20 protein-coding genes are annotated in these 20,511 nt (G+C 73.3%); 6 read left to right on the top strand and 14 right to left on the bottom strand.

All coding sequences use genetic code 11. The features are described 5' to 3' along the window. Window positions 1-83 precede the first annotated feature (83 nt). Complete coding sequence (locus VM95_RS02530; RefSeq protein WP_045692305.1) at window positions 84-620, top strand: flavin reductase family protein; 537 nt, start codon at window positions 84-86, stop codon at window positions 618-620. 12 nt (window positions 621-632) lie between these two features. On the opposite strand, the gene arfB is transcribed toward VM95_RS02530, so the two are convergent. Continuing rightward, on the bottom strand, window positions 633-1,064 hold the full coding sequence (arfB, locus tag VM95_RS02525; RefSeq protein ID WP_045692304.1) for an alternative ribosome rescue aminoacyl-tRNA hydrolase ArfB: 432 nt from the start codon (window positions 1,062-1,064) through the stop codon (window positions 633-635). A gap of 112 nt (window positions 1,065-1,176) precedes the next feature. Between arfB and VM95_RS02520 the strand changes: the two genes are divergently transcribed. Both VM95_RS02520 and VM95_RS02515 read left to right on the top strand, forming a co-directional pair. Then, window positions 1,177-1,674: a hypothetical protein gene (locus tag VM95_RS02520; protein WP_425265277.1), complete on the top strand. Its 498-nt coding sequence runs from the start codon at window positions 1,177-1,179 to the stop codon at window positions 1,672-1,674. A gap of 158 nt (window positions 1,675-1,832) precedes the next feature. Further along, on the top strand, window positions 1,833-2,408 hold the full coding sequence (locus VM95_RS02515; protein ID WP_045692303.1) for a TerD family protein: 576 nt from the start codon (window positions 1,833-1,835) through the stop codon (window positions 2,406-2,408). 128 nt (window positions 2,409-2,536) lie between these two features. Here the strand turns inward: VM95_RS02515 and VM95_RS41180 are convergent, their stop codons facing one another. The 7 genes from VM95_RS41180 to VM95_RS02475 form a co-directional block, all read right to left on the bottom strand. Beyond that, a complete protein-coding gene (locus tag VM95_RS41180; RefSeq protein WP_157881976.1) occupies window positions 2,537-3,739 on the bottom strand; it encodes a hypothetical protein in 1,203 nt (400 codons plus the stop codon). A 122-nt stretch (window positions 3,740-3,861) separates the two neighbouring features. After that, complete coding sequence (locus VM95_RS02500; protein WP_045692419.1) at window positions 3,862-4,350, bottom strand: DUF3180 domain-containing protein; 489 nt, start codon at window positions 4,348-4,350, stop codon at window positions 3,862-3,864. Between the two features lie 156 nt (window positions 4,351-4,506). Next, the gene (gene folK, locus VM95_RS02495) at window positions 4,507-5,106 is read right to left on the bottom strand and encodes a 2-amino-4-hydroxy-6-hydroxymethyldihydropteridine diphosphokinase (protein ID WP_045692302.1); all 600 of its coding nucleotides are present in this window, start codon (window positions 5,104-5,106) and stop codon (window positions 4,507-4,509) included. A gap of 43 nt (window positions 5,107-5,149) precedes the next feature. Beyond that, window positions 5,150-5,509: a dihydroneopterin aldolase gene (folB, locus tag VM95_RS02490; RefSeq protein ID WP_045692418.1), complete on the bottom strand. Its 360-nt coding sequence runs from the start codon at window positions 5,507-5,509 to the stop codon at window positions 5,150-5,152. Between the two features lie 273 nt (window positions 5,510-5,782). Next, on the bottom strand, window positions 5,783-6,262 hold the full coding sequence (locus VM95_RS02485) for a nuclear transport factor 2 family protein (RefSeq protein WP_045692301.1): 480 nt from the start codon (window positions 6,260-6,262) through the stop codon (window positions 5,783-5,785). 14 nt (window positions 6,263-6,276) lie between these two features. After that, window positions 6,277-7,158 (bottom strand): dihydropteroate synthase, encoded by an 882-nt coding sequence (folP, locus tag VM95_RS02480; protein ID WP_244178590.1) that lies wholly within the window; start codon window positions 7,156-7,158, stop codon window positions 6,277-6,279. A 69-nt stretch (window positions 7,159-7,227) separates the two neighbouring features. Beyond that, window positions 7,228-9,069 carry a phosphatidylglycerol lysyltransferase domain-containing protein gene (locus VM95_RS02475; RefSeq protein WP_078859532.1) on the bottom strand — a complete coding sequence of 614 codons (1,842 nt, stop codon included), beginning with the start codon at window positions 9,067-9,069 and terminating at the stop codon, window positions 7,228-7,230. Window positions 9,070-9,447: 378 nt separating this feature from the next. Here VM95_RS02475 and VM95_RS02470 point away from each other — a divergent pair, with 378 nt between their 5' ends. Then, window positions 9,448-10,602, top strand: coding sequence for an alpha/beta hydrolase (locus tag VM95_RS02470; RefSeq protein ID WP_045692415.1), 1,155 nt, complete (start codon window positions 9,448-9,450; stop codon window positions 10,600-10,602). A gap of 113 nt (window positions 10,603-10,715) precedes the next feature. After that, window positions 10,716-11,504, top strand: a complete 789-nt coding sequence (locus VM95_RS02465) for a hypothetical protein (RefSeq protein ID WP_045692300.1) — start codon at window positions 10,716-10,718, stop codon at window positions 11,502-11,504. An 8-nt stretch (window positions 11,505-11,512) separates the two neighbouring features. Here the strand turns inward: VM95_RS02465 and folE are convergent, their stop codons facing one another. The 6 genes from folE to dacB form a co-directional block, all read right to left on the bottom strand. Next, on the bottom strand, window positions 11,513-12,118 hold the full coding sequence (gene folE / locus VM95_RS02460; protein ID WP_030309924.1) for a GTP cyclohydrolase I FolE: 606 nt from the start codon (window positions 12,116-12,118) through the stop codon (window positions 11,513-11,515). Window positions 12,119-12,223: 105 nt separating this feature from the next. After that, a complete protein-coding gene (gene ftsH, locus VM95_RS02455; RefSeq protein ID WP_045692299.1) occupies window positions 12,224-14,281 on the bottom strand; it encodes an ATP-dependent zinc metalloprotease FtsH in 2,058 nt (685 codons plus the stop codon). A 223-nt stretch (window positions 14,282-14,504) separates the two neighbouring features. Next, a complete protein-coding gene (gene hpt / locus VM95_RS02450; RefSeq protein WP_045692298.1) occupies window positions 14,505-15,059 on the bottom strand; it encodes a hypoxanthine phosphoribosyltransferase in 555 nt (184 codons plus the stop codon). Window positions 15,060-15,130: 71 nt separating this feature from the next. Next, window positions 15,131-16,258 (bottom strand): tRNA lysidine(34) synthetase TilS, encoded by a 1,128-nt coding sequence (gene tilS / locus VM95_RS02445; RefSeq protein ID WP_045692414.1) that lies wholly within the window; start codon window positions 16,256-16,258, stop codon window positions 15,131-15,133. A gap of 277 nt (window positions 16,259-16,535) precedes the next feature. Next, window positions 16,536-17,723 carry a zinc-dependent metalloprotease gene (locus VM95_RS02440; protein ID WP_045692297.1) on the bottom strand — a complete coding sequence of 396 codons (1,188 nt, stop codon included), beginning with the start codon at window positions 17,721-17,723 and terminating at the stop codon, window positions 16,536-16,538. 503 nt (window positions 17,724-18,226) lie between these two features. Continuing rightward, window positions 18,227-19,852: a D-alanyl-D-alanine carboxypeptidase/D-alanyl-D-alanine endopeptidase gene (gene dacB, locus VM95_RS02435; RefSeq protein WP_167352886.1), complete on the bottom strand. Its 1,626-nt coding sequence runs from the start codon at window positions 19,850-19,852 to the stop codon at window positions 18,227-18,229. A 76-nt stretch (window positions 19,853-19,928) separates the two neighbouring features. Between dacB and VM95_RS02430 the strand changes: the two genes are divergently transcribed. After that, window positions 19,929-20,420, top strand: a complete 492-nt coding sequence (locus VM95_RS02430; RefSeq protein WP_045692412.1) for an inorganic diphosphatase — start codon at window positions 19,929-19,931, stop codon at window positions 20,418-20,420. The last annotated feature ends 91 nt before the right edge of the window (window positions 20,421-20,511 follow it).

Raw genomic sequence — 20,511 nt, 5'->3', positions numbered from 1 at the left:
TCGGCCACCCGGCGTGACCGCGCGACTGCGCCGGTGGTCCTACGACCAGGGCCCGATACCGCCCCACCGGAGCGACGACTACCGTGCGGTACGTGTACCCGTCCCCGCAGCCCGAAGCTGCCTCCCACGCCACGCCCGACGAGTTCCGGGCAGCACTCTCCCAGCTCGCCGCCGGCGTGAGCCTGGTGACCGTCCACGACCCGGAGGACGGCGAGGACGTCGGCATGACCGCCACGTCCTTCCTCTCCGTGTCGCTGGAGCCGCCGCTGGTGCTGATCTCGGTGCGCGAGGACTCCCGGATGGACGAGGTGCTCTCCCGAACGGACGGCTGGGCGGTCTCGGTGCTCACCGAGGGGCAGAAGACGATCGGTTCCCGCTTCGCCATGAAGGGCCGGCTCAGCGACCGGCTGCTCTTCGCGGACACCCCGCACCGCCGCGGCCCGCACACCGGCGCCCCGCTGATCGAGGGCGCGCTCGCCACCGTCGAGTGCCGCACCGAGCAGCGGATACCCGCTGGCGACCACACGCTGCTGGTCGGCCGCGTCCTGGAAGCCACCGTCCCCGACCCCGGCGGCCGCCCGCTGCTCTACTTCCGCGGCGGCTACCGCACCCTCGGCTGAGCCCGCGCGCCGCTACTCGCCGCGCGGCGCCTGGCGCCCCTGCTTCAGCTCGGAGCGGTGCCGCTTGTTGAACAGCCGCCGCTCGACCATCCCCCGGCTCGGCTTGGTCGCCCGCCGGGTCTTCGGCGGAGGCGCGCACGCCTCGCCCAGCACCGCCGCCAGCCGGGCCGCGGCCGCCTCCCGGTTGCGCCACTGCGAGCGGAACTCCGAGGCGTGGATCACCAGCACCCGGCCGTCCACCAGCCGGCCGGCCAGCCGCTCCAGGGCACGCTCGCGCCACACCTCGGGCAGCGCCTTCGAGGACGCCAGGTCGAAGCGCAGCTCGACCTTGGAGTCGGAGGTGTTGACGTGCTGGCCACCGGGGCCGGAGGAACGCGAGAAGCGCCAGACGAGCTCGGCGTCGGGGACGACCACCGACCCCCGTACGCGGATGGGCTCGGGCATGCGCCCATCATCCCAAGCCCGCCCCCGCCAGGTCACCCGGTTATCCGGTACTCGCCCGCTCGCCTCCGGCTCGGGGCGGGGCGGTTACCCGCACGGTCCCCGAGCCCCGACAATGGCCTACGTGATCGAGCTCGGCTACTCCCTCTCCAACCGCTTCCCCGACCCCCCGCAGACGGACTACCGCACCGCCTCCGTCCACGCGCTGCGGTACGACCTGTTCTGCGGCGACGTCTACCTGGACGCCGAGGGCGCCGAACTGTCCACCGCCTGGGGCTGGGTGCCCGTCCTGGACTTCGCCTGGGCGCTGTGCGACATCGCCGAGCAACTGGACCAGGACCCGGCCGGCAGCCGCGCCGCCCGGGTGCAGACCGCCGACCTCGACTTCACCCAGAACACCGAGCTGCTGCGCTTCGCCCGCCGCTTCAACTGGGTGGAGATCAGCGCGACCTGGCTGCCGGACGAGCCGCCCGCCGTCGTCCGGCACGACGAACTGCGGCGCGAGGCCCGGGACTTCCTCCAGGACACCCTCGCCGACCTGTTCGACATGCACCCGGACCTAGCCGACAATCCGGCCATCTGGTCGCTGCAGGGCCGGTTCCGCCGGATCTGACCTGCGCATTGCCCGGACTTTGCCCGTCGTTGACGCCCGGCCCGGCTGACCGGACATTCCGCCCGGCGGAGAATCGGCGGCCGGCGCGGAACCAAGCCACCGGAGATCCGCGTTGTCCCGGAAAACCGCGACATGCGATCGAAGGGACTGCAACCGTCATGCCTGTGAGCCTCACCAAGGGTGGCAACGTCTCGCTGACCAAGGAGGCCCCGGGCCTGTCCGCGGTCCGCGTCGGCCTGGGCTGGGACGTCCGCACCACGACCGGCGCCGAATTCGACCTCGACGCCAGCGCGATCGTGCTGAACGCGGACGGCAAGGTGCTCACCAACGCGCACTTCGTGTTCTTCAACAACACCAGCACCCCGGACAACACCGTCGTGCACACCGGCGACAACCGCACCGGTGAGGGCGTGGGCGACGACGAGTCGATCGACGTCGACCTGGCCGGCCTGCCCGCTGAGGCCGTCAAGATCACCTTCCCGGTGACCATCTACGACGGCACCGCCCGCGGCCAGAACTTCGGCCAGGTCCGCAACGCCTACATCCGCGTGGTGAACGCCGCCGGCGGCGCCGAGATCGCCCGCTACGACCTCTCCGAGGACGCCGCCACCGAGACCGCGATGATCTTCGGCGAGCTGTACCGCAACGGCGGCGAGTGGAAGTTCCGCGCGGTCGGCCAGGGCTACGCCTCCGGCCTGGCCGGCATCGCCCAGGACTTCGGCGTCCAGATCTGACCCACCCCGGTCGTACGGACCCGGCACGACTCCGAGCACCCGTCCGACGCACCCCCGGGACCACGACGGCGCGGGAGGCCCCAGGCCTCCCGCGCCGTCTCCGTCTCCGTCCCTGCCCGAGCCTCCGGTCAGCGCGAGGCGCGCAGCTCCGGCAGCTGGATGAGCTCGGTCTCGTCCTCCGGCGTCAGGTCGACCACCTCGGGCACGCCCGCCGGCCGCCCGTCCGGCTCCTGCGCCGCCACCGGCCGCCCGGCGGCCTCGGCCTTCGCCTTCGCGGCGACCGCCTCGTCGCCCACCACGTCCGCCAGGTCGGCCCGCTCGCCCAGCTCGGCAACGCTGCCCACCGCCGGCACCGGGGCCGCGGCCCGGACGGCCGCGCCGGGGGTGCGGCCGAAGAAGCTGAAGCCCTGCCCGCGCCCCTGCCCGGCCTGCGCCGGGCGCGGACGCTGCCGCTCCACCGGCACGGGCACCGCCTTGGCCGGGACGTTCGACGCGGCGGCGTTGGCCGCCCCGCCGAGCTGCCCGACCGTCGCGGTCAGCGCCGGGCGCACCGGCGCGGGCGGCACCGGCGCGAGCCCCTCCGGAGCCTCGGCCACCGGTGCCTGCGCCGGGGTGGGCACCGTGGGCGCCACCGGCGCCGGCACGGCCACCGGCGCGGGAGCCGCGGGAGCCGGCACGGCCGGAGCCACTCGCGCGGCCGGGGCCACCGGCACGGCCGGGGCGATCCGCGACTCGGGCGCGGGCGCCCGCAGCGCGACCTCCGCGCCCGCGGTCCGCGCCCACTGCGCCTCCCGCTCCGCCGCCCGCCGCGCCAGCAGCCGCAGCACGGCCCCGGCCCGGACGAACGCGGCCGGGCTGGCCGGGTACTTGGGCCGGCTCGCGGCCAGCGCCCGCTGGGCCGCCTCGGCCTCCTTCAGCGCCTGCTCGGCCACCATCACGGCGCGCTCCCGCAGCAGCCGGGCGGTCTCCGTCTCGGCCTTCGCCAGCCGCGACTTCTCCGCCGTCAGCCGGCGCCCGAAGCGGGTGGCCCGCTCCTCGGCGACCTCCGCCGCGTACTCGGCCTCGGCCAGCTGCTCCTCGAACCGCTCCTCGGCCCGCAGCCGCTGCGCGGCGGACACCTCGGCGGCCGCCCGGGCCGTCTTGTCCCGCTGGCGCAGCAGCAGCGCGAAGCCGAGCGTCGCGATCACGGCCGCGACGCCCACCGAACGCACCAGGACGGTGTCCTGACTGAAAAGCAGGGCCGCCAGCGCGGCGACGAGAAGCACGCCGGCGGCGGTGGGGGGAAAGATCCGGCCGAGGACGGAGGAATGACGGTGGCGTCCGCGAGACATGCCAAGAAACTAGCGTGCGAATTGGGGCTCTGTCAGCCCAGGGTCCGCTTCGGCCCTTGACAGTGCGCAAGTTTTACCGCACGTGCCCGGCCTTTCACCCAAGATCACCGCGAAAGCCCTGCTCAGCGGTGGGTGGCCGCCGGGCCGCCCGGATCGTCGTGGTTCTCCGGGAGCTTGCACACGTGCTGGATCCACAGCGCCGCCGCGATCACCGCGGCCCCCGCCAGCACCGCGAGCCCGGCCGTGACCGCCTGGTCCTTGCGGGCCGACACGTCCAGCTCGCCGAGCAGGTAGATCCCGGCGCCCGCGTAGATGCCGGTGACCACCGCCGAGACCAGTGCGCTGGCCTGCCCCAGCACCACCGCCCGGGCGGCCAGCAGCGGGTCGACGCCCTTCGCGCCGGGCTGCCGCTCGCGCACCGACTTCAGCCGCGAGCGCAGCGAGAGCGCGGTCGCCAGCAGGATCACCGCCACCGCCGCCAGTACCGCCGGCGCCGCGGCCGGCACGGCCGGCAGCGTGTCCAGGGAGGCCCACAGCTTGGAGCCGGCCCAGGACAGCGCCGTCGTGGCGGCGGTGATGCCGATCAGCAGGCGGAGGCGAAGCAGCTTCACTCGGAGCGGGTCCTTCCCAAGGTCGCGGACGGAGTCCGCCGGCCGTCCGGTGGCCCGGCGCGGCGGCGCCCAGCCACCGTACCGGGCCCGGCCGGTCACTCATCTACTCGTACGGCCGGGCCCCCTGGCCGAGTTCCCCGCCCGGACCGCGAGGGGCTACTCCGGCAGCGTCAGCCGGATGTCCTCGCGCCGCTTGACGCCCTGCGCGGCCGGGCCGCCGAGCGCCTCCAGCAGCGCGTCCACCCGCCCGTGCCCCGGCACCTCGGCCTCCGGCTGGGCGTCCAGCCAGGGCGCGAGCACGAAGGCCCGCTCGTGCGAGCGCGGGTGGGGCAGCAGCAGCTGCGGGTCGTCGCTCAGGACGCCCTCGTAGGCCAGGATGTCGACGTCCAGGGTGCGCGGGCCCCAGCGGACCTCCCGGACCCGCCCGAACGCGTCCTCGATCGCGTTGCCGCGCTCCAGCAGGTCCCGCGGCGGCAGCGAGGTGCGCAGCACGACGACCGCGTTGTAGTAGTTCGGCTGCTCCTCCGGCCCGCCGACGGCCTCGGTCTCGTAGACCGAGGAGACGGCCTTGATCCGCAGCCCGGGGGTGTCGGCGAGCGCGTCGACGGCACCCTGCAGGGTGTCCAGCCGGTTGCCCAGGTTGCTGCCGAGCGCGATCACCGCGCAGTGCTGGCGGTGCAGCGTGGTGTCGGCGGAGTCCACCCGGCTCTCCAGGTCGAACGCGTTCGGCTCGGCGGTCGGGTCACTGCTGCTCATCGAAGAATTCCCTCTGCATCGGTGACCGGGCGCGCGGTGGCGGTCATGCGCGGCCCCGGTGGATGGTCACGGTCACGTCGTCGAACGGCACGGTGATCGGGGCGTCCGGCTTGTGCACGGTGACCTCGACCTCCTCGACCGCCTCGTGCTTCAGGCACTGGTCGGCGATCCGCTGCGCCAGGGTCTCGATCAGGTCGACCGGCTCCCCGGAGATGATCGCGGTGACCTCCTCGGCCACGATGCCGTAGTGCGCCGTGCGGGTGAGGTCGTCTCCGGACGCGGCGGGGCGGGTGTCCAGGTACAGCACGAGGTCGACCACGAAGGTCTGGCCCTCGATGCGCTCCCGCTCGAAGACACCGTGGTGGCCCCGGGCACGCAGCCCCCGCAGGGTGACGCGGTCCAGCAAACGAATCACTGCTCCCAGTCGGACGGGCCCCGCCCGGAGGAACGAAGCACGGACGGGCAGGGCGAAAGGCGGGCGGCGGACCCGCCACTCCGTTTCGAATCTACCCGCGAGCGCGGACAACACCCGACCGTCCTACCCGGCACGAACCGTCGCCACGCGCACCGGAATGGCGATTGACGTGAACGTTCGGTGACCACTCGGGAATTCCCCGGCGACGCCGCGGCGCGGATTCCCCGGCGCGCCCGGAACAGCCCGGGAATGCCCCCGGAATCAGTCCTCGTCCTCCTCGTCCCCGCTGGTCAGGACGGGTGAACCGTGGTGCGACCAGAGCTTCCACCCGGCCGGCGTACGGCGGAACAGATTCGTCGACACGACCTTTCCGCCGACCAGCGGTCCGAGTTCCCCCTCCTCCTCGGCCTCGCCCCCCGAGAGGATGTTCTCGGTGCACGTGACAAGGGCCACATCCCCGTGCACCTCGGCCTCGACATCGGTCAGGAAGAACTGGATGTACTCCGTGTTCATCATGATCAGCATGTACGACCGGGTCACCTGGGCCCGCCCGCGCAGCACCGGCCAGCCGGGGTGCACGCACACCACGCCGCCCTTGTCGTCGGCGTCGGCGGCGCCCAGCCAGACCTCCTCGACCGCCTCCAGGTCCCCGCGCTCCAGCGCCTCGTAGAGCGCCCGGTTCGCCGCGAGCACCGCCTCCAGGTCCGCCTCGCGGGCCCGTCCCGCGGTCCCGCCGCTCAACCTGCCGTCACCTGTCACAGACCCTCCCTCACCCCAGCCGCACGCTGCCAGGCCGCGACCACGCGGACGGCGTCCGCCGTGCCGGACACGTCGTGCACCCGTACCGCCCAGGCGCCGGCCCGCGCCGAGAGCACCGAGACGGCCGCGGTCGCGTCGTCGCGCTCCCGGGCCGGGCGCAGTTCCCCGGTTTCCGGGTCGGCGAGCAGCGTACCCAGGAACCGCTTGCGCGAAGCGGCGACGAGGACGGGGCGGCCGAGCGCGGTGAGCTCGTCCAGCCGGCCGAGCAGCGCCCAGTTGTGCTCGGCGGTCTTGGCGAAGCCGAGCCCCGGGTCGAGGATCAGCTGGTCCTCCTTGACGCCGGCCGCCAGCAGCGCGTCCATCCGCGCGGTCAGCTCGGCGACCACGTCGGCCACCACGTCCCGGTAGACGGCCAGCCGGTCCATGTCCGCGGACTGCCCGCGCCAGTGCATCACCACGAAGGGCGCGCCGGTCTCGGCGACCACCCGGGCCATCGCCGGGTCGGCGAGCCCGCCGGAGACGTCGTTGACGACCACCGCGCCGGCCTCGACGGCCCGCTCGGCGACGGAGGCCCGCATGGTGTCCACGGACACCGCCACCCCGGCGGCGGACAGCTCGCGCACCACCGGCAGCACCCGGCGCAGCTCCTCCTCCTCGGGCACCCGCTGCGAGCCGGGCCGGGTGGACTCGCCGCCGACGTCCACCAGGTCCGCGCCGCGGGCCCGCAGCGCGAGCCCGTGCGCGATCGCCTTGGCGGGGTCGTGCCAGAGCCCGCCGTCCGAGAAGGAGTCGGGCGTCACGTTGACCACGCCCATCACGGCGCAGCGGCCGAGCCGCGGCAGTCCGGCCGGCAGGGTGTACGACGGCGAATCGTTCATGACCCCATTATCGAACGGGGCCCCCGCCGAGGATTCTCGACGGGGGCCCCGGGGCGACGCGGGCGCGGCTCAGGCGGCCTCGCCGACCTCGCGGGTCGACGGCACCGGCATCAGTCCCTCGCGCTGGCGCTTGCGGCCGAAGCGCGGCATGCCGAGGGTGATGAAGGCCTCGGCCTGCATCGCGGCGAAGCCGATCCGCAGCAGGTCCCGGGTGTTCGGGAAGACCAGGAAGCGCGGCTCCCACTCGGGCTGGAACTTGGCGTTGAACTTGTACAGCGACTCGATCTGGAACCACCGGGAGAGGAACACCAGCAGCCCGCGCCAGGCCCGCAGCACCGGCCCGGCGCCGATCCGCTCGCCGCGGGCGAGCGCCGAGCGGAACATCGCGAAGTTGAGCGACACCCGGCGGATGCCCATGGCGCCCACGGCCTGCAGGGCGGCGACGATCAGCAGCTCGTTCAGGCCGGGGTCGGCGGCGCGGTCGCGGCGCATCAGCTCCAGCGAGATGCCGTCCGGCCCCCAGGGCACGAAGTGCAGCACGGCCTTCAGGTCGTCGCCGCTCTCGCCCTCCTCCGGGGCCTTGTGGGCGGTGACGACCACGCAGTCGTCGTCCAGCGGGTCGCCGAAGCGGCCGAGGGCCATCGAGAAGCCGCGCTCGGTGTCGGTGCCGCGCCAGCGGGCGGCGGCGTCGGCGATCCGGTACTTCTCCTCGACGCTCAGCTCGGAGACCCGGCGGACCTTGCACGAGTAGCCGTTGCGCTCGATCCGCTTGACCATCTGGCGGACGTTGCGCATGGCCCGGCCGGCCAGCGAGAAGGTGGCGGTGTCGACGATCGCCTCGTCGCCCAGCTCCAGCGCGTCCAGGCCCGCCTCGCGGGTCCAGACCTCGCCGCCGACCTCGCTGCAGCCCATCACGGCCGGCACCCAGGCGTGCTCGCGGGCCTCGGCCATGAACACCTTGATCGCGCCCGGCCAGGCCTCCACGTCGCCCACCGGGTCGCCGGAGGCCAGCATCACGCCGGAGACGACGCGGTAGGAGATCGCCGCCTTGCCGGTGGGCGAGAACAGCACGCTCTTGTCGCGGCGCAGGGCGAAGTAGCCGAGCGAGTCGCGCTCGCCGTGCCGCTTCAGCAGCTCGCGGACCTTCTCCTCGTCCTCCACCGTCAGCACCGGCTTCGGCTTGCTCGGGCGCAGCGCCAGGTAGGCGGTGGTGAAGGCGGTCAGCAGGCCGAGGCCGCCGAGCAGCATGGAGACCAGGTCGAACATCCGGTCGTTGCTGTAGCGCAGGGGCCCCTCGAAGCCGACCAGCCCGTACCCGACGTGCTGCAGCCGCTCGCTGAAGCCGGGGTGGCCGAGCTCGTACTTGGTGCGGGTCCAGACGATCACCAGGCCGAGCAGGACGCTGAGGGCGCCCATCACGACCAGGTTGACCACCGCGCTCCGGCGGGTGCGCGGGTCGGCCTTGGCGTAGAACTCGCGCTGGTGCACCAGCATCACCGCGAGGACGACCAGCGAGACGACCGCCGGGCCGATCTGGTGCCAGCGCACGATGTGCAGCGAGGCGCTGACCGGCAGCAGCACGCAGACCGCCCGCCAGGCCCGCCGCTTGCGCCGGCGCAGCGCGTGCGCGAGCGGCACCAGCAGGATGCCGACCATCATCGTGCCGACCGCGGCCAGGCTGGTGGTGCCGCCCGGCAGCTGCCCGGCGAAGGTGTGCATCCTGGTGTGCCGGAGCTTGGGGAACACCGCGCTCGCGATGTTCACCAGCCCGATCAGCAGGCAGGCGTAGCCGACCGCGCTGGGGAGCCAGGACCTCGGGACGGCGGCCGCCTGGTTGCGCAGCGTCTGCAGGCCGCGGCGACGGCGCGGCGGCTGCTCGGGGCTCGGCTCAACGGACACGGGGACGCTCATGGGAGTTCAGCGTAGAGGCTGCGGGGAGGTGCCCGGTCGCCCTGGTGGGCGACGCGTGATGGACCTTCATGCCTATTCCTTCATCAGGCAATGCGCATACCAAGGACCCGGAAACGGTCGGTAAACCGGGGCCGTGGTCGCGCTGCGGGTTGAGCCGGTGGCGGGAGTGGAGCGCTCGTCGCCGCGTGGCGCGACGAAGCCCTCCGGGACGCGTTACGTACGGTGGACGCCGCATTCTAGGGCGCCGGTTGCCGGCGATTCCCCCCGCCCTCCCCGGTCCGCCCGGGCGTCCGGACAGCCTAGCTGCGGTGGCCCCGCCTGACGGGCCGCCAGACGATGAAGCCTGCACCGACAGTGTCCCACCGGAAGGCCGACGGCATGGAACTGACCAGCGACGCGCTGGTGAACTCGCTGCTCGCCCTCGGCGCTGCGGCCCTCGTCACCACCCTGTGGATCTGGCCCCGGCTGGCGCGGCAGCGGCCGCTGCCGGTGCTCGGCCGGATCGGCCTGCTGACGGTCACTCAGGCGTCCGTCCTGGCCGTGCTGGCGCTGTCGGTCAACAACTCCTTCGGGTTCTACACGTCCTGGGACGACCTGCTGAACCCCGGCGGCACGCAGCTCGCGCTGACCAGCAACGAGAACCACAAGGGCGGCGCCCCGGCCGGCGACGCCCTGATCCAGCCGACCACCGAAGGCGGCCTGGAGACCGTCACCGACCTGCCCAAGGGCCCGCCCGAGGAGGTCGGCAAGGTCGAGTCGGTCCGGGTGTCCGGCAAGGAGACCGGCCTGTCCGACCAGATGTTCGTGTACCTGCCGCCCGAGTACTTCGACCCAAAGTTCGCCCTGGTCCGCTTCCCGGTGCTGGTCTCCATCGCCGGCTTCCCCGGCACGACGCTCAACCTGATGAAGGAGCTGCCGGTCGTCCGGACCGCCGCCGAGCTGCAGAAGACCGGCAAGATGCCGCCCACCATCGTGGTGCTGGCCCGGCCGACCGTCGCTCCGCCGCGCAACACCGAGTGCGTGGACGTCCCGGGCGGCCCGCGCGCCGAGACCTGGTTCGTCAAGGACGTCCCGGAGGCGCTGCGCACCACCTACCGGATCGGCCGCTCGGCCGGCTCCTGGGGCGTCTTCGGCTACTCCACCGGCGGCAGCTGCGCGATGCGCCTGGCGATGCGCTTCCCGAACGTCTACGGCAGCGCGGTGGGCCTGCACGGCGACTTCTCGGTGCACGAGGACCAGTTCACCGGCGGCAGCCTGTTCAACGGCGACAAGGCGCTGGCCCAGCAGAGCGACCTCTCCTGGCGGCTGCAGAACCTGCCGGCCCCGCAGCTGGCGATGCTGGTGGTCTCCACCCGCAAGGAGGCGGACTACCCGCAGACCGTCCGCTTCGTCGAGCAGGCCCAGCAGGTGGCCGCGGCCAACCCGCAGTTCTCCGTCGAGTCGCTGTACCTGGACGACGGCGGGCACAACTTCGACAGCTGGGTCCGGGAGCTGCCCGCCTCGCTCGAATGGGCGGGCGCGCACCTCGGCTGACGCGTGCGAGTGACTACCCGCCGGTCGGCCCGTCCATCCGGCGGCCGGGGGGAACGTATCGCGACCGCCCGCCCGCTCCCCGCGGGCGTCGCCCCGTCCGCGCAGGAGGCACCGTGCTGAGCACCAGATCGCTGTTCGACGAGATCTACCGGAACGACCAGGCCTACCAGCTGTTCTGCAGCATCGCGGCCGGCGGCGAGGACCAGGGCGGCTGGGAGAACGAGCGGATCACCGCCCTCACCCGGGACCCGGTCCTCGCCCCGAAGGTCGCCCGGCACGGCGCCGACGAGCGCAAGCACGGCCGGATCTTCACCCAACTGCTGAACAAGCGCGGCCTGCCCAAGGTGCCCGTCCCGGACGAGGCCGACTACTGCATGCTGCTGGAGCGCCAGGGCGTCGGCCTCTCGCACGAGCGGCTGAACAGCGACGTCCCGCTGAGCGAGCGCGAGATCATCACCTACCTCGCGCACAGCCGGGTCACCGAGCAGCGCGCCGCCGAGCAGATGCGCCAGCTGGTGAAGGCCTACGCCGACAACCCGGACCTCGACCGGGCGATGCGGATGATCTCCTCGGACGAGGACGACCACCTGGCGTACTGCCACGAGGAGCTGCTGCGGCTGGTCGCGGCCGGCCACGGCCCGTACGTCCGGCACGCCCTGGAGACCTGCGCCCGGGGCGAGATCCGCACCCACCGGGACGTCGGCCTGGCGGTCACGTCCCGGATGGCGGAGATCCTGCGCTGGCCGCGCTGGCAGCTCGCCCTGGTCACCCTCGGGGTGCACGCGCTCTACCTGTACGACCGCGCCTTCGGGTGGCGCCGGATGGTCTCGCTGCGGATGCCGGAGCGCCGCAACGCGCTCGGCACCCCGGCTCCGCCGCACGCGGAGCACGGGGTGCTCTGAGGAACGGCCTACCGGCCGATGATGAGGCTCATCGCCTCGGCCCGGGTGGCGGGGTCGCGCAGCTGGCCGCGCACGCACGAGGTGATGGTCTTCGCGCCGGGCTTGCGGATGCCGCGCATCGACATGCACATGTGCTCGCACTCGACGACGACGATCGCCCCGCGCGGCTCCAGGATGCGCATCAGCGCGTCGGCCACCTGGCTGGTCAGCCGCTCCTGCACCTGCGGGCGGCGGGCGTAGACGTCGACCAGCCGGGCCAGCTTGGACAGGCCGGTGATCTTGCCGCTGGTGGACGGGATGTACCCGACGTGCGCCACGCCGCGGAACGGCACCAGGTGGTGCTCGCAGACGGACGTCAGCTCGATGTCCTTGACCAGCACCATCTCGTCGTGCCCGAGGTCGAAGGTGGTGGTGAGGACGTCCTCGGGCTCCTGCCACAGGCCCGCGAATATCTCCTTGTAGGCGCGCGCGACGCGGGCCGGGGTCTCCAGCAGACCCTCGCGGTCCGGGTCCTCACCCACGGCGAGCAGCAGCTCGCGGATGGCGTTCTCGGCCCGCTTCTGGTCGAAGGTCCCGACGGCGGGCGGACCGTCGAGCGTCACCGGGTCGATCATGCGGGCCTCGCTTAGGTGTGGGACGACTTGGGCTGGACAGCACGGATGCCGCGCCTCCAGGGTACAAACCCTGATGACGCGGCATCCATTCCGTACCGGGAGCGGTCAGCTCTCGGTCGGGCGCTCCGGGGCCTGCAGCGGCGGGAGCTTGACGATGTCGACCGGCGCGCTCTCCACGGCGGCGGCGGCACCGTTGGTGACCGCCAGCTCCTTCGGCGACTGCACCGGCGGCCGGGTGGACGGCGTCCGCCGGGCCGAGCCGGTCCACGCCGCGCGGTGCGGGCGCTTGACGATCGGCGCGAAGATCTCGGCGATCTGCTCCTTGTTCAGGGTCTCCTTCTCCAGGAGCTCCAGGACCAGGTTGTCGAGCACGTCGCGGTTCTCGACCAGGATCTCCCAGGCCTCGTTGTGCGCGGCGTCGATGAGCTTCTTGACCTCTTCGTCCACCAGCCCGGCGACCTCTTCCGAGTAGTCGCGCTGGTGGCCCATCTCGCGGCCCAGGAACGGCTCCGAGTTGTCCGAGCCGAACTTGATCGCGCCGAGGCGCTCGGTCATGCCGTACTGGGTGACCATGGCCCGGGCCGTCGCGGTGGCCTTCTCGATGTCGTTCGAGGCACCGGTGGTCGGGTCGTGGAAGACCAGCTCCTCCGCCGCGCGCCCGCCCATCATGTAGGCCAGCTGGTCGAGCATCTCGTTGCGGGTGGTGGAGTACTTGTCCTCGTCCGGCAGCACCATGGTGTAGCCGAGGGCCCGGCCGCGGGACAGGATGGTGATCTTGTGCACCGGGTCGCTGTACTGGCAGGCCGCCGCGACCAGGGCGTGGCCGCCCTCGTGGTACGCGGTGATCTTCTTCTCCTTGTCGGACATGATCCGCGTGCGCTTCTGCGGACCGGCCACGACGCGGTCGATCGCCTCGTCCAGGATGCCGTTGTCGATCAGCTTCTTGTCCGAGCGGGCGGTCAGCAGGGCCGCCTCGTTCAGCACGTTCGACAGGTCGGCGCCGGTGAAGCCGGGGGTGCGCTTGGCGACGGCCGAGAGGTCGACGTCGGGCGCGATCGGCTTGCCCTTCTGGTGCACCTTGAGGATGTCCAGGCGGCCCTGCAGGTCGGGGCGCTCCACCGCGATCTGGCGGTCGAAGCGGCCCGGGCGCAGCAGCGCCGGGTCCAGGATGTCCGGGCGGTTGGTGGCGGCGATCAGGATCACGCCGCCCTTGACGTCGAAGCCGTCCATCTCGACCAGCAGCTGGTTGAGGGTCTGCTCGCGCTCGTCGTGGCCGCCGCCGAGGCCCGCGCCGCGGTGCCGGCCGACGGCGTCGATCTCGTCGACGAAGACGATCGCCGGGGCGTTCGCCTTGGCCTGCTCGAACAGGTCGCGGACGCGGCTGGCGCCGACGCCGACGAACATCTCGACGAAGTCCGAGCCGGAGATGGAGTAGAACGGCACCCCGGCCTCGCCCGCGACGGCGCGCGCCAGCAGGGTCTTGCCGGTGCCGGGCGGGCCGTAGAGCAGCACGCCCTTGGGGATCTTGGCGCCGACGGCCTGGAACTTGGCCGGCTCCTGCAGGAACTCCTTGATCTCGTGGAGCTCCTCGACCGCCTCGTCGGCGCCCGCGACGTCCGCGAAGGTCGTCTTCGGGGTGTCCTTGGTGAGCAGCTTGGCCTTCGACTTGCCGAACTGCATGACGCGGGAGCCGCCGCCCTGCATCTGGTTCATCAGGAAGAGGAAGACCAGGACGATGATCACGATGGGCAGCATCGACAGCATCAGGCTGACGAGGGTGCTCTGCTTCTCCGGGCTGACGGTGTAGCCCTCGGACAGCGTGTTCGGGTCCTTGTCGTTCATCTGGATCTGCAGCTTGTCGGCGATCGCCACGCCCTGGTCGCCGATGTACGACGCCTGGAACTTGCTGCCGGACGGGGCCTTGCCCGACCCGGCGGCGGGCAGCTTCGCGCCGTCCTTCAGCTGGATCTTGATCGTGTTCGAGTCACCCGTGGTGAGCTGCGCTGACTTGACATCGTGCGCGTCGATCGCCGAGATCACCTGACCGGTGTCCACCGTCTTGTAGCCGTTCGAATCCGAAACGACCTGCATCAGAACGATGACGGCGAGGACGGCCAGCACGATCCACATGATCGGCGCACGGAAGTATCGCTTGACGTCCATCCATGCGGGGCGTTGCCGCCCCGTCCCTCCTGCCACTCAACGGCGCCGTGTGGCTGTGGGCCGCGGCGCATCCGGTCGGTGCTCATGTGAAGAGCGGTTTATTGGACCGTACCGCAGTCGCGCCCGTCCATGACGGGAGCGCGGCGGCACGGCTGTGCTTCTTCCCCACCGGACAACGGGCGGGAACCACCTGCTGTTCCCACCCGTAGCCCGAACGGGGCTCTCAGCCGCCGTAGACGTGCGGGGCGAGGGTCCCGATGAAGGGGAGGTTACGCAGCTTCTCGGCGTAGTCCAGGCCGTAGCCCACCACGAACTCGTTCGGGATGTCGAAGCCGACGTACTTCACGTCGATCTCGACCTTGGCCGCGTCCGGCTTGCGCAGCAGGGTGCAGACCTCCAGCGACGCCGGGCCGCGCGAGCCCAGGTTGCCCAGCAGCCAGGACAGCGTCAGACCCGAGTCGATGATGTCCTCGACGATCAGCACGTCGCGGCCCGCGATGTCGGTGTCGAGGTCCTTGAGGATGCGCACCACACCGGAGGACTTGGTCCCCATGCCGTACGAGGAGACGGCCATCCAGTCCATCGTGACCTGCGAGTGCAGGGCCCGGGCGAGGTCCGCCATGACCATCACGGCCCCCTTGAGGACGCCGACGATCAGCAGGTCCTTGCCTGCGTAGTCCCGGTCGATGCGCTCGGCCAGCTCCTGGAGCTTGGCGTCGATCTCGTCCTTGCTGATGAGCACCTTCGCGAGGTCAGCGCCCATGTCGTTCTGGTCCACCGGGGATACGTCCTCAAACGTTCGGGGTCTGTGTGGCCGGCGGCCGGCCACCCCTGGGCATGCCGCGCCCGTCAGTCACCCTGCCGCCGAAAGACCAGCGTGCCACACCTGCGGGTGGCCTCGACTCCCCCGGGTAGGTGCAGCGGGCCCTGGCCGCGCCATCCGGTGACCAGCAGGTCGATCGTCTCCAGGTGCCGCGCGAACAGGTCCCCGGCCGGGCAGCCCGCCCGCAGCGCGGCCCGGCGCAGCACCCGGCGGCGCACCGCCGGCGGCAGCTCGGCCAGTTTCACCGCGTCCAGGGCGCCTTCGCCGGTGCGGAGGTCGCGCTCGGCCAGCGCGGCCCACTGGTCGAGGGCGTCGGCGTCGTCGCGGAACAGCCGCGCGGTGCGGGCCAGCGCCTCCACCACTCCGCCGCCCAGGTGCTTCTCCAGCACCGGCAGCACCTCGTGGCGGACCCGGGAGCGGGTGTAGGCGGGATCACAGTTGTGCGGGTCGTCCCAGACCGGGATCGACTGCGCCGAACAGGCCTGCCGGGTGGCCGCCCGGTCCAGCTCCAGCAGCGGGCGGCGGTAGCGGCCCTTCTGGGCCGGCATCCCGGCCAGCGAGCGGGCGCCCGAGCCGCGGGCCAGGCCCAGCAGCACCGTCTCGGCCTGGTCGTCGCGGGTGTGGCCGAGCAGCACCGCGATCGCGCGGTGCCGGTCGGCGGCCTCGTCCAGGGCCGCGTAGCGGGCGTCCCGGGCGGCGGCCTCCGGGCCGCCGGCCCGGCCGACCCGCACCGGGACGGCCTCGACCGGGTCCAGGCCCAGCGAGCGCAGCCGCTCGGCCACCTGGGCGGCGCGCTCGGCGGAGCCGGCCTGCAGACCGTGGTCGACGGTGACGGCGCCGACCCGCAGACCGATCTTCGGGGCCTCGAACGCGGCGGCGATGGCCAGCGCCATGGAGTCCGCGCCGCCGCTCACGGCGACCAGCACCAGCGGCGAGCCGGGGGCCGCCGGGGTGCGGGGCAGGCCGGACGGGTGCCGGGCGGCGTTGCCGATCAGCGTGGTGCCGAGCGCGGCGCCCACCAGCGGGGCGCCGGCCGGGCGCTCGCGGGGCGTACGGGCGGGCGGCGTGAAGGTGGAGCCGGCTTCGGCGGCCAGCTCGGTGAGCGAACGGCGGACGGCCAGGCGTATCGCGGCGACGGCGGGGTGAGGGCCCACGGACGACTCCTCGGCGGGAGGTGCGGACAGGACGGCGACGAGCGCGGTGGTGCCGCGCGGCCGCATGAGCGCCGCGTTACCGGGCGCTCACAGATGGTGGCAGATAGTGGCTACCCGCTACGCCACCCGCGCCCCCGGTACGACCACCGTCCCACGTTCGGGTGAATGGAGAAACGTATCTTCACTAGCGGTCTGCCCGATTGGACCACTCGTACGAGCGGGTTTGACCACCGCACGCCCCTTTTGCCGCCCGGCTCGGGGCGGCCGTGGCCCTCCGCTACCGGGCCACCCGGGCCACCCACGCGGCCGGATCGTGGATCTCGTCCTTGGTCGGCAGGGTGTTCGGGGAGGTCCACACCCGGTTGAACCCCTCCATCCCGACCCGCTCGACCACCCCGCGCACGAACACCGCGCCGTCCTGGTACTGGCGCAGCTTGGCGTCCATGCCGAGCAGCCTGCGCAGCATCAGGTCGAGCCGGTTCGCACCGCGGTCGCGGCGCTGCTGGAACTTCTCCCGGATCTCCGCGACGGTCGGCACCACGGCCGGGCCGACGCCGTCCATCACCACGTCCGCGTGGCCCTCCAGCAGCGACATCACCGCCGTCAGCCGGCCCAGGATCTCCCGCTGCGCGGGCGACTGGACGATCTCCAGCAGGTTCGACGAACCGGAGCCCGAGCCGGAGCCCTCCTTGCCGCCGGCCCGCGGCAGGCCGCCGCCCAGCGCGCCGGCCGCGTCGCGCAGCCGCTCCAGCAGCGCGCCCGGATCGACGTCCGTCTCGGCCAGGAAGGACTGCACCTCGGACTGGATGTGGTCGCGCAGCCACGGCACCGCCGTGAACTGCGTCCGGTGCGTCTCCTCGTGCAGGCAGACCCAGAGCCGGAAGTCGGCCGGGTCGACGTCCAGTTCGCGCTCCACGTGGACGATGTTCGGCGCCACCAGCAGCAGCCGGCCCGGCCCGGGGCCCTCCGGGCCCGTGCGCGGCTTGTCGAACAGCGCCGCCGGGCTGTCCGGCGCCTCCAGCGAGGGCTCCGCCGGGGCGAAGGTCTCGTACTGGCCCAGCACCTTGGTGGCCAGGAACGCCAGCAGCGCCCCCACCTCGATCCCGGTGGCCTTCTCCCCCACCGAGCCGAACACCCCGGCCGCGGCGCCGCCCGTCCGGCGCGCCTGCAGCTTCTCCACCAGCGGCTGGACGACCGTCCGGAAGCCCGCCACGTTCGCCCGCACCCAGCCCGGGCGGTCCACCACCAGCACCGGCGTCGCGGTGGCGGCCGTCAGGCTGCTCGACCGCATCCCGGTGAACGCCCGGACGTGCTCCTCCGCCTCCAGGGCGTGCCGGCGCAGCTCGGCGACCACCGCCGCCGCCTCCGCCCGGCTGACCTCCGGCCCCGGCCGCACCAACCTGGTCGCGGTTGCGACCGCGAGGTTCCAGTCGACCATCTCAGCCCCGCCACTCGCGCTCGTCATGTCCTCACCGTACGTGCTCGCCTCCGCCAACGGCAGCCACCCGTCCCCCAACACCTACCCGGGGCCGGCCCCGCCCTCACCCGCCCGACGCCCGCACCCGGACCACCGTGCCCGGGCCCGCCGGGAAGCGGCCCGGTCCGGCACCCCGTCGATCGCGGACGGTCCGCCGAGGACCGGCTCACGCGTCCCGGGCCCGCCCCCGGAACAGGGGCGGGCCGAGGCCGGACGGCGCCCGGGCACGCCCCGAGCCCCGGTGCCGGGCGGCGGCCACGGCCCGGCCGTCCGAAGCCCCGCGTGCCACACGTCGGAACACGGGTACGGAACCCCGCCGGAGGAACCGGACCGGCTCACCTGCCCGCCCGAACCCGCACACGTACCGGCGGTCCCACCCCGTCGCCGGACGACGGGGCCACGCCCGGGTCCGGACAGGATTCGGCCGCCCGCCGCGCGGGCAGCGCCTCGCCGTCCGGTCGGCGCCCGGCGAGGGCCCGCCGCTCGGGCGGTCAGTGGCAGCCGCAGGTGGCGAGTCGGGCGGCGATGCGGTCCATGGCGGCACGGGTGGAGTCGGCGAGGGCGGGGCTGCGGGTCATGACGGCGAAGACGAGGAGGCGGCCGTCCGCGTCGACGACGGTGCCGGCGAGGGTGTTGACCCCGCTGAGGCTGCCGGTCTTGGCGCGGATCAGTCCGGCCGCGTCGGCGGCGCCGGAGGCGGAGCCGTAGCGCTTGGCGAGGGTGCCGGTGAAGCCGGCGACCGGGAGGCCGGTGAGGACCGGGCGCAGCGCGGGGTGCTGGTCGGAGGCGGCCAGGGCGAGCAACCGGACCAGGACGGCCGGCGGGATGCCGTTGCCGGTGTGCAGGCCGCTGCCGTCGTTGAGGGTGACGCCCGCCATCGGCACGCCGAGCTTGCTGAGCTCCTGGGTGACGGCGGCGGCCGCGCCCTCGAAGCTCGCCGGCTGGTGGGCGGCGAGCGCGGCCTGGCGGGCGACCGCCTCGGCGAGCTGGTTGTCGGAGGTGGTGAGCAGCCGCTCGACCAGCCGGGCGATGGTCGGCGAGTCGACCCGGCCGAGCAGCGGCGCGTCGGCGGCGGCCGGGGCGGCGGCGGGCTTGGCCCGGCCCTCGACGGTGACGCCCTGGGCCCTGAGCAGGCCGGTGAAGGCCTCGGCGGCGGAGGCGGCCGGGTCGGCGACCCGCTTGGGCGCCTCCTCGCGGCTCTTCGGGTCGACCTTGCCCTCGTCGACCATCAGCGGCACGACCGGGGCGATGTTCGTGTCGTCGTCGTGGAACTTGTGCAGCGGGTTGCCGCTGTACAGCGAGACGTCGTAGTCGAGCGTGACGGTGGTCGTACCGGCGGCCTTGAGGGCGGCGGCGGTCTGCCGGGCGAGCGCGTCGAGGGAGGCGGGGGCGGTGTCCGGGTCGGTGGGCTGCCCGCCGATCTGCACCTGGTCGGCGGGCAGCGCGGTGAGCGTCGGGTCGCCGCCGCCGACGAGGGTGATGCTGCCGGGGGTGGTGCCCTTGACGACCCGGGTGGTCAGCCGGGTGTCGCCGGGGACGAGGGACAGGGCCGCGACGCAGGTGGCCAGCTTGGTCGTGGAGGCGGGGGTGGCGGCGGTGTTCTCGCCGGAGCCGTACAGGAGTTGACCGCCGGCGGCGTCCGCGACGGCGAGGGTGACGGTGCCGAGGTTCCGGTCGGCGAGGGCGGCGGCGAGCGCCTGCTGGAGGCCCTGGGTGGTGGGGAGGGCGGCCTCGGGGCCGGTCTGCGCGGTGGCCAGGACGGCGGCCGCGGCGGGCGCGGGGCGCGCGGCGGTCGGGTCGCCCCCGCCGGGGGCGGGCGGCTCGGCCCGGCGGGTCGGGCTCGCGCCCGGGCGGGGCCTGCCCTTGTCCTTGTCCCTGTCCTGGTCGCCCTTCCTGCCGTCGTGCTCGCCCTGGCCGCCCTGGTCGTCCCGGCCCTGGTCGTCCCGGTCGCCCTGGTCCCCGCCGGCGCGCGCGGTGCTGTGGCCGCCCGGGGTCGGCGCGGGCTGCGCGTACGCACCGCCCGAGGTCAGGACCGTGCCGGCGACGAGCAGCGCCGTCCCGAACAGTCCGGCGGCCGTCCCCCTGCGGCGGCGCGCCGCCCCCACCCCTGCTCCCACCGACCGGCCCCTTTCCCGAGCACTCACTCCCGTAGGAGACACTTGGATTCTGTCAGTCCCTACCTTGGAGGAACCGTTGGAGTTCGACGTCCTTATCGAAATCCCGAAGGGCTCTCGTAACAAGTACGAGGTCGACCACGAGACCGGCCGTCTGCGGCTCGACCGGATGCTCTTCACCTCGACCCGCTACCCGGCCGACTACGGCTACGTCGAGGGCACCCTGGCGGACGACGGTGACCCGCTGGACGCCCTGGTCATCCTGGACGAGCCGACCTTCCCCGGTTGCCTGATCAAGTGCCGCGCCATCGGCATGTTCAAGATGACGGACGAGGCCGGCGGCGACGACAAGCTGCTCTGCGTCCCGGCGACGGACCCGCGCTGGGAGCACCTGCGCGACATCCACCACGTGTCGGAGTTCGACCGCCTGGAGATCCAGCACTTCTTCGAGGTCTACAAGGACCTGGAGCCGGGCAAGTCCGTCGAGGGCGCCGACTGGGTCGGCCGCGCCGAGGCCGAGGCCGAGGTCGCCGCTTCGATCAAGCGTCTGGCGGACCAGGGCGGTCACTGAGCCGTCGTTCCGACCGTTCGAGGACAGTTTCGAGGTAGGTCGGGACAGCCGGAGGCCGGGGTTCGCGGATTCGTCCGCGAACCCCGGCCTC

The sequence above is a fragment of the Streptomyces rubellomurinus genome (assembly GCF_000961885.1).
Taxonomy (GTDB): domain Bacteria; phylum Actinomycetota; class Actinomycetes; order Streptomycetales; family Streptomycetaceae; genus Kitasatospora; species Kitasatospora rubellomurina.
Note: the sequence above shows the minus strand (reverse complement) of the source record. Positions and strands in the feature narration are given on the sequence as shown.

Coding starts and splice junctions, on each gene's coding strand:
- arfB (WP_045692304.1), bottom strand. CDS start 1,064: ATGCCCGAGCCCATCCGCGTACGGGGGTCGGTGGTCGTCCCCGACGCC.
- VM95_RS02520 (WP_425265277.1), top strand. CDS start 1,177: ATGGCCTACGTGATCGAGCTCGGCTACTCCCTCTCCAACCGCTTCCCC.
- VM95_RS02515 (WP_045692303.1), top strand. CDS start 1,833: ATGCCTGTGAGCCTCACCAAGGGTGGCAACGTCTCGCTGACCAAGGAG.
- VM95_RS41180 (WP_157881976.1), bottom strand. CDS start 3,739: ATGTCTCGCGGACGCCACCGTCATTCCTCCGTCCTCGGCCGGATCTTT.
- folK (WP_045692302.1), bottom strand. CDS start 5,106: ATGAGCAGCAGTGACCCGACCGCCGAGCCGAACGCGTTCGACCTGGAG.
- folP (WP_244178590.1), bottom strand. CDS start 7,158: ATGAACGATTCGCCGTCGTACACCCTGCCGGCCGGACTGCCGCGGCTC.
- VM95_RS02475 (WP_078859532.1), bottom strand. CDS start 9,069: ATGAGCGTCCCCGTGTCCGTTGAGCCGAGCCCCGAGCAGCCGCCGCGC.
- VM95_RS02470 (WP_045692415.1), top strand. CDS start 9,448: ATGGAACTGACCAGCGACGCGCTGGTGAACTCGCTGCTCGCCCTCGGC.
- folE (WP_030309924.1), bottom strand. CDS start 12,118: ATGATCGACCCGGTGACGCTCGACGGTCCGCCCGCCGTCGGGACCTTC.
- ftsH (WP_045692299.1), bottom strand. CDS start 14,281: ATGGACGTCAAGCGATACTTCCGTGCGCCGATCATGTGGATCGTGCTG.
- VM95_RS02440 (WP_045692297.1), bottom strand. CDS start 17,723: ATGACGAGCGCGAGTGGCGGGGCTGAGATGGTCGACTGGAACCTCGCG.